This is a genomic window from Actinomadura soli (assembly GCF_005889715.1).
GTDB lineage: Bacteria > Actinomycetota > Actinomycetes > Streptosporangiales > Streptosporangiaceae > Spirillospora > Spirillospora soli.
The window spans coordinates 47,818-54,933 of sequence record NZ_VCKW01000018.1 but is presented as its reverse complement, the minus strand read 5'-3'; the positions used below and the strand labels follow the sequence as shown (position 1 = coordinate 54,933).

At 69.5% G+C, this 7,116-nt stretch carries 5 protein-coding genes; 3 read left to right on the top strand and 2 right to left on the bottom strand.

Features of this window, described 5'->3' with window-relative positions; genetic code table 11:
- Both ETD83_RS05655 and ETD83_RS05650 read right to left on the bottom strand, forming a co-directional pair.
- The coding region (locus tag ETD83_RS05655) for a serine/threonine-protein kinase (protein ID WP_138643977.1) at positions 1-821 on the bottom strand (821 nt) is incomplete at its 3' end.
- Positions 822-828: 7 nt separating this feature from the next.
- Complete coding sequence (locus tag ETD83_RS05650; protein WP_171064035.1) at positions 829-2,253, bottom strand: DUF4407 domain-containing protein; 1,425 nt, start codon at positions 2,251-2,253, stop codon at positions 829-831.
- 309 nt (positions 2,254-2,562) lie between these two features.
- On the opposite strand from ETD83_RS05650, the gene ETD83_RS05645 reads away from it, so the two are divergent.
- The 3 genes from ETD83_RS05645 to ETD83_RS05635 are packed head-to-tail and all read left to right on the top strand — an operon-like array spanning position 2,563 to position 7,098.
- On the top strand, positions 2,563-3,993 hold the full coding sequence (locus tag ETD83_RS05645) for a hypothetical protein (RefSeq protein ID WP_138643975.1): 1,431 nt from the start codon (positions 2,563-2,565) through the stop codon (positions 3,991-3,993).
- Positions 3,994-4,048: 55 nt separating this feature from the next.
- The gene (locus ETD83_RS05640; protein WP_138643974.1) at positions 4,049-5,014 is read left to right on the top strand and encodes a hypothetical protein; all 966 of its coding nucleotides are present in this window, start codon (positions 4,049-4,051) and stop codon (positions 5,012-5,014) included.
- Positions 5,011-7,098, top strand: a complete 2,088-nt coding sequence (locus tag ETD83_RS05635; protein ID WP_138643973.1) for a hypothetical protein — start codon at positions 5,011-5,013, stop codon at positions 7,096-7,098. Before ETD83_RS05640 ends, ETD83_RS05635 begins: the two co-directional genes overlap by 4 nt.
- Positions 7,099-7,116: the final 18 nt, after the last annotated feature.

Below are 7,116 nucleotides of genomic sequence, written 5' to 3'. Positions count from 1 at the left end.
CGGGCGGGGGTGGGCGCGGCGACGGAACGCAGGATCGAGGCCAGGGCGCCGGCGCGCAGACGGCCGGCCGGGTCGCGGTTGAGGAGGCCCATGATGGCATCGGCCAGTTCCGGGGCGGCGTGCGGCGGTGCGGGCGTGACATTCATGATCGCCCACATCGTGGCCGCGACATGCCGGTCGCCGGATCGCTTGAACGGGGTGTGCCCCTCCAGGGCGCAGTAGAGGGTCACGCCGAGCGACCACAGGTCGGCGGGGGGACCGGCGTCGTCGCCGACGAGCCGCTCCGGCGCGAGGAACTCAAGGGTGCCCAGCACGGCGTGACCGGCCGTGACCGAGGTCGCTCCACTGACATGCGCGACGCCGAAGTCCACGAGGAAGACCTTGCCGGCGTCGGTCACGATGATGTTGGCCGGCTTGACGTCACGGTGCAGCACGTCGGCGCGGTGGGCCGCTTCGAGGGCGCTGAGGACCCGGAGCCCGATCCGGGCGGTGCTGCGCTCGTCCAGCGGGCCGTCGTCGATGAGCTCGGCGAGGGATCGGCCGCGGACGTACTCCATCACGATCCACGGGTCGCCCTCCTCCACGAAGACGTCGTAGACGCTGACGATCGAGGGATGGTCCAGCCGGGCCAGCGCGCGAGCCTCCCGGACGACGCGCTTCCGGCCCTGGTCGAGGTGCTGGGCGCCGCGGTCGTTGATCAGCTCCTTCAGCGCGACACGGCGACGCAGGACGAGGTCCTCGGCCAGCCAGACGCTGCCCATGCCGCCGCGCCCCAGCGACGCCAGCAGCCGATAACGCTCGCTCAGCACCCGGTCACGCACGTGCGCCTCAGAAGAAGTCGTCGTCTTCGTCGTACAACTGGATCTTGTTCTGCCGTTCCGGCGGTTCCGGGATCTGCGAAGTGCGCGTGTCCTTCATTCCGCGCAGCGCCGCGTCGTCGATCGAGTGGGATTCGCCGTTGAAGGCGGCGGCTTCGAGCCCGGATGCCGGGTCGGCCATCGCCTCGGCCGGCTCCGAGCGGGGAGCGGGGGCGCGGGAGGCGAACGGGTCCTGCGCCGACAGCGACTCCTGGTTGTACCAGATGTCGCGGATGCCGGAGTCAGGGGCCGTGGCCTGGTCGGGGGCGGCGGCCTGGTCGGGAGCGGGCCCGGACCGCGGGTACCTGGCTCCGTAGGCGCCGCGCGCCTCCCATATCTCCTGGTCGGCGACGAGCTTGAGGATCTTCTCGTAGTTGCCCGGCCGCATCATCAGCTTCACCGCGACGGGCAGGCATTCGATCATCAGGAACAGCAGGAACAGCAGGAACTGGGCCGTCTGCAACGTGGAGTCACGGCCGGAGACCTCGTTGAGCGCCTGCAGTCTGAGGAGCAGGCCCTTGTTGGCCTCGTTCCGCGCGTCGAAGCTCTGCTGCAGGTCGTTCTGCCGGCGGTTCGCCGCGTCCAACTGCGCCTGTGCCTTCGGCAGCTCCGTACGGGCCTGGTCGAGCCGGGCCCGTTTCGCGCCGTCGTCGTCGCGGGTGAGCTGCCGCTTGCGCTGCTCGATCTGGGAATTGAGGGCGTCGACCTGCGCCCGGGCCTTGCGGTAGTCCTCCTGGCTCGCGCGGGCGAGCGGCCCGTCGCCTTTGCGGGTGCAGCCTTCGCCGCCGTAGAGCTGGCATTGCCATTTGCGGTAGCTCGTGTCGGCCTGCCGCTGCGCGGCGTCCCGCTGACCGGTAAGACCCCTGATCCGCGGATCGGCGGACGGGTCGAGGGGCACGTCCCCGTTGGAGGAGACCACCCGTTGCAGGTCCGTGACGGTCTTTCGCCATGCGGCCACCTGCTGGCCCACGGAGCTGCGCTCCTGGCCGCGCAGAAAGGTGTCGGCGCGGCGTTGTCTGATCTCGACGATCTGCGCGTCGATCTCGGCATGGAATATCTGTAACACCAGCGGGGTCGAGATCACGGCGCCGAGCAGCAGCGCCATCACCAGCCGCGGCGCGGCCAGCTTCCAGCGCCGGGCGCCCTCCGCCGGGATCGTGCTGACCAGCCAGCGGTCCAGGCTCATGATGATGAGGCCCCAGACGAGTGCGACCGGGACGGCCAGGAGCGGGTGGACCCCGACGGCGGAGTTCAGCGCGAACCACATGGAGAGCGTCGCCAGCACGCTCGTGGTGAGCACGGCACCGCCGACGCCCTCGAATTTGACTCGATCGGAGGGGCACTGCTTGAGGACGTCCGGCCTGGCTCCCGACAGGGAAACCAGAAAGTCCCTCATGCGCTCCCCTCTCAGAAATGTAAGTGCTGCCCCGCGGCTGCCGGCGTCCGAAGGGCACAAGTGGGGCCAGCATAGGGGAAGATCGGCTCCCAAACCCAAACTGATCCGGTTATGTGACCCCATGTGGCCTATCCGGGTCGGTAGTGTCAGGTGACACAGAAAGATCGATGATAATGGTACAGAGTTGGCGAGTTGATCCGGAGCTCGGATCAGCGGAATTCGATCTTCGGTGCAATGTAGATCGAATTCGGGAGGCGCACACTTCTGGTCGCTCGCGGCCGCGATCTTGAGGTTGAGGGAGGGCCGGGGGTGTCGAGGGATTCCCGCGAGCTACGCGAAGTCCTCTCCGCCGCGGTGACCGAGCTCGGCGGGAGCCGCTGGCTCACCGTCGTCGACCTCGGCCAGGACGGCGTCGGGGTGTGGGAGCTCTACCGGGACGAGGCCGGCACCCCGCGCGGCGAGCTGCGCTGGACCACGCCTTGGAGCGCGCTGCCGTCCGACGACGCCGCCGCCGACCAGGCCATCGTCGACGCCGTCGGACCCGCCACGCGGATTCCTCCGCTGCTGGTCAGCACCAACTCGCGGGGAGATCGCGGAGACAAGGTGCTGGAGCGGCTCGGCCGCCGCTACCCGCGAGCAGCGGCGTTCACCGGCGAGCACCCGGTCGACCGCATGCTGCTCAAGGTCATCGCACGGCAGCCGCTGACGCGCTTCTACGAGCTGGTCGCGCTGCGCCGTCGCGCCGCGGGCCGGCTGGAACTCGTCGGCTGCCAGCTCTTCCCGATCGGGGCGCGGCGCGGCGACACCGGCCACGTCAGGGTGCGCTGCCTGCCGAGCGACGCCCGGGGCACTGTGTTCGCGGTGGCCGCCTACTCCCGGGACACCCGGTTCCAACTCGTCTCCGCGCAGGCGATCAAGCTTCCTCCCGGGGTGTACGACCTCACCGCCGAACTGCGCCGACCCGGCCTGGTCCACTTCGGCGGGCTTCCCGAGGGGGCGGCCTTCGGGCCGGAGCGACGCGCCTGGTCGGCGATCGTGTCCGCGATCCCGGAACGGCTCGACCGTGCCACCATCGTCGGCCATCTGATCTGCGCCGTGGAGATCAGCGGCCCGGCCGACCGCGTCGAGCGGCGGCTGGCGACCGCCGCGCGGATGGTCGAGAAGACCGCCGCCGAACTCGTCGGAGGGCTGAAGGTCACCTTGCTCTCTTACGGGCCGCACGCCCATCACCGAAACGGGAAGGACGTTCCGATCAGGTTCGACGCCTGGGCGGAAGAGCCGAGCCGGGTGCTGGCCGCGCTGCGCGGGCTCGCCGGGGGAGGGCCCGCGTCCGAGGGGTATCCGAGCGCCGCCCGGATCGAATGCGTGCTGGCGGAGGTCGCCGACCGGCTGGAGGCGTCCCCCGTGCCCGGACGTTCGGCCCTGCTCCTCGTGGGCGCCCGGCCGCCCTGCCCGCCGCGTTCGGACGTCTCCCAAGTGCTGCCGTGTCCCCGCCGCAGGGACTGGCGGGTCGAGCTGCGGAGGCTGCGCCGCAGGGGCGACATCGTCCTGGCGGCGGTCCACGACCGCGCCGTTCAGACGGCGCACGCGGACGACTCCGCCTGGCACGAACTCGGCGGCGGCCCACCAGCCGACCTGGACGACCTGGACGACCTGGACGTCGCCGAACTCGGCGCCGCCCTCGAACTCCTCCCGATGAAGGGGCGGCACGTGCCCCTTCCGTTGCTGGAACCCCGGTGAACGGGACGGGAGCGCCGGAGCCGCGGCCCCGGATTCGCCGAGCGGAGAGCGCACGATGAACCCCCAGGAGACGGCCCGGCAGCAGCTCGGGCACAACATAGCGATGTGGGGAACACCGGGCAGCGGGAAGACGACGTTCCTCGGCGCCCTCAGCATCGCCCTCAGCCGCCAGGACCAGGGATGGAAGCTGGTGGGCAGCGACGTCCCGTCGACCGACGCGCTGATCAAACTGGCCACCGACCTGGCCGGGCAGCGGAAGTTCCCCCAGCCGACTCAGGGCATCGAGCGTTACCGCTGGAACCTGGTCGGGGCGGCGCCCGGCCGCAGACGGCGACGGCCTTGGGGCGGCCCTGGTCCAGAGGCCGTGCAGATCGGGCTCGACCTCCGCGATCCGACCGGGGAGGTCTACGCACTGAACGCGGCCAGCGAGGATCTCGTCGAGCGCCTGGTGAAGAGCCGCGGCATCATCTACCTCTTCGACCCGGTGTGGGAGTTCGTCAAGGGCAACTCGTTCGACTATCTCTACGGCGTGCTCCTCCGGATCGCCCATCGCATGGTCGACGCCGGCGAGTTCTCGGACGGCAGCCTGCCCCACTATCTCGCGGTCTGCATCACCAAGTTCGACGATGTGCGCGTCCTGGAGACGGCCGAGAAACTAAGGCTGGTGACACCCGACACCGAGGGGCTCCTGGGCTTCCCGCGGGTCGGCGATGACGACGCGCGAGCCTTGTTCCGGTGGTTGTGCGAGGTCTCCCGGTCGGGGAACGCCGAACTCGTCCTCAACATGATCAAGCAGTTCTTCCACGAGGATCGGGTGCGCTACTACGTCACCTCCTCGATCGGTTTCTACGTCGATCCGGAATTCCGCCTCTTCGACCCGGACGACGTGCAGAACCTGATTCCGGACCCCGACAATCCCACGCAAATGAAGATCCGGGGCCCGGTGTACCCCATCAACGTCACCGAACCGGTGACCTGGCTCGCCCAGGAACTGGCGGCACAGGATCGGAGCCGGCGATGAGAAGGGCGAAGGCCGCGGTGGTGAACGTCGCCGTCGAGTGGGCGGTGTGGGGCAAGGAGCCGGGCGGCGAGAAGTACAAGATCCTCCGGTGCAGCGACGGGCGGCTGGGCGTCGAGGACTTCGAGGCGGTCGTGACCGGATACGCGATGGCGGCACGGCCGGATTCGCCCTGCGAAGTAGTGATCAGCCGGTTCCGCGACGGCCCGGACACCTATCTCGGGCTGGCCATCCAGGGCCCCGGGGTGGTCGACTGGGCCGGCCGTCCCTCCGTCGAGACGCGTTTCTACGCCATCCCCTTCGAACCTCTCACGCGGGTTCCCGTCTCGTACGAAGGGATCTGCGGCTACTTCGCCGAGTACGAGCATCCGCCGTCCGACGAGGTGATCAGCGCGAAGTTGCCGGCGCTCGATCCGGCGTTCCTCGCCGAGCAGGTCGACGACCACACCATGCGCACCTGCGCCCTGGTGCTGACCAACAAGCCGGTCTGCGTGGTCAGGGCGGCAGACGTCCCCATGCTCGCACGGCTGCGCTACCTCGACGCGGTGGCCGCGCTGCTGCCGTACGGCATGCGCCGGAATTTCGCGGCGGCGACCTGGACGAGCAGCACGGCCGACCACAAGTTCCGGCTCTACTTCGCCGAGGCGGCGCCCCCGGAGGTGTTCAGCGTCGTCTGGAAGCAGCGAACCGAGTTTCCGACCGATCCCGCCGCCTCCCGCGCCCGCCATTACTTCGAGCTGCTCAGCGGCCACCGGGGGCACTTGGCGGACCTCATCTTGCGGCTCTCCCTGGAGACCCGCGAGATGAGGTTCAGGGAACTGGACCTTCCGAGGTTCGCCGCCATCCTGGAAGCGGGGCCTCCCGCCCTGAAAGGCCCGAAGGGCGGAGATCCGACGCGTGCGCTCGACGCCGACCGGCCGGAGCGGAGCGCGGCGGATCTGCTCGTCGAACTGGGAGGCGCCCTTGAGCGCCGGGAGGGCGGGCGCGTCGACGATCTCGTGCAGCGCCTGGAGACCTTCGACCCGGCCGCGGAGGAGCGTCCCGCCCTCCAGGCCATCATCAGGGACAATCGCCTTCTCGCCGCCGACCGCGTCGCTCGGGAACATCAGTTCAGGTTGTTCCAGGTCCTGCTCCATTGCGCGTTCGGTCCACGGGTCGAGCCGACGCAACTCGAACAGATCAGGGACCTGGCCGGCGACCTTCATCCACCTCTGCGAGAGGTGCTGCGGTCTCGCTCCCGGGCCTTCCTTCTGGTGTTCAGCGAAGGGCAGCGGGCCGACATCGTTCACCGGACGGCCACGAACCTTTCGACCCCGGAGCTGGTCGAGCTGGCGGGCCGGGGTCTCTTGCCCGCGGACACATTGGTCATCGTCTGCGACTTCCTGTGCACCCACCGCTGGGGATCGGAACTCGCCGGCTGCCTGCGGGCCGAGGGATTGCTCATACCCGTGCTGGCCCAGACTTTCGACGATGAGCAGCAGCAGTACGACGTGCTCTACCAGCTCCTCATGGCTGCGTACGGAGGTGACCCCACCCCGGAGGCCCTCACGGAGATCCTCAAACACTGGTCTCGGCACATCCCCCTATGGGGTGTCCTCCAAGCCGCCGCGGCGAAGTTCTACGGGCGGCCCGGGACCTTCGACGTGCTTTCCGAGCTCGTCGTGTCAGACCCGATCGAGGAGTCCAAGCTCAAGCGGAAGACCAAGGACGAACTCGCCGCGCTCAGGGAACCGGTTCCCGCGGCTCCCACGATCCCCGTGCCTCCCGCGGGCCCCGGGCTCCCCGCGCTGCCCGCTGTCCCAGAGCCGGTGCAGAAGCGGCCCGGTGGACGCCATCGCCGAAACGGATGGTGGGAGCTGGTCAGACGAAGCCTGGGCCGATGGCGTGCCGACGATGCGAACGCCTCGGCGAAGACCGAGGAGTTCCCTTCGCCTCAGCAACAGCCGGGGGAGCCGCCGAAGTCGTTCGGGGGGAACGGGCGGTCCCAGCCGGACCAGCACGCCTCGGTGATCCTCACTTTCCTGATCATCAGCGTCCTTGGCCTGACGGCTCTCTACGCCGTGATGCGGCTGTTCGGCATCGGATGACGGGGAGCAGGGGAGGGT

What these genes read in the sequence shown, in the direction of transcription:
- ETD83_RS05650 (WP_171064035.1), bottom strand. Translation starts at nt 2,253, where the DNA reads ATGAGGGACTTTCTGGTTTCCCTGTCGGGAGCCAGGCCGGACGTCCTC.
- ETD83_RS05640 (WP_138643974.1), top strand. Translation starts at nt 4,049, where the DNA reads ATGAACCCCCAGGAGACGGCCCGGCAGCAGCTCGGGCACAACATAGCG.
- ETD83_RS05635 (WP_138643973.1), top strand. Translation starts at nt 5,011, where the DNA reads ATGAGAAGGGCGAAGGCCGCGGTGGTGAACGTCGCCGTCGAGTGGGCG.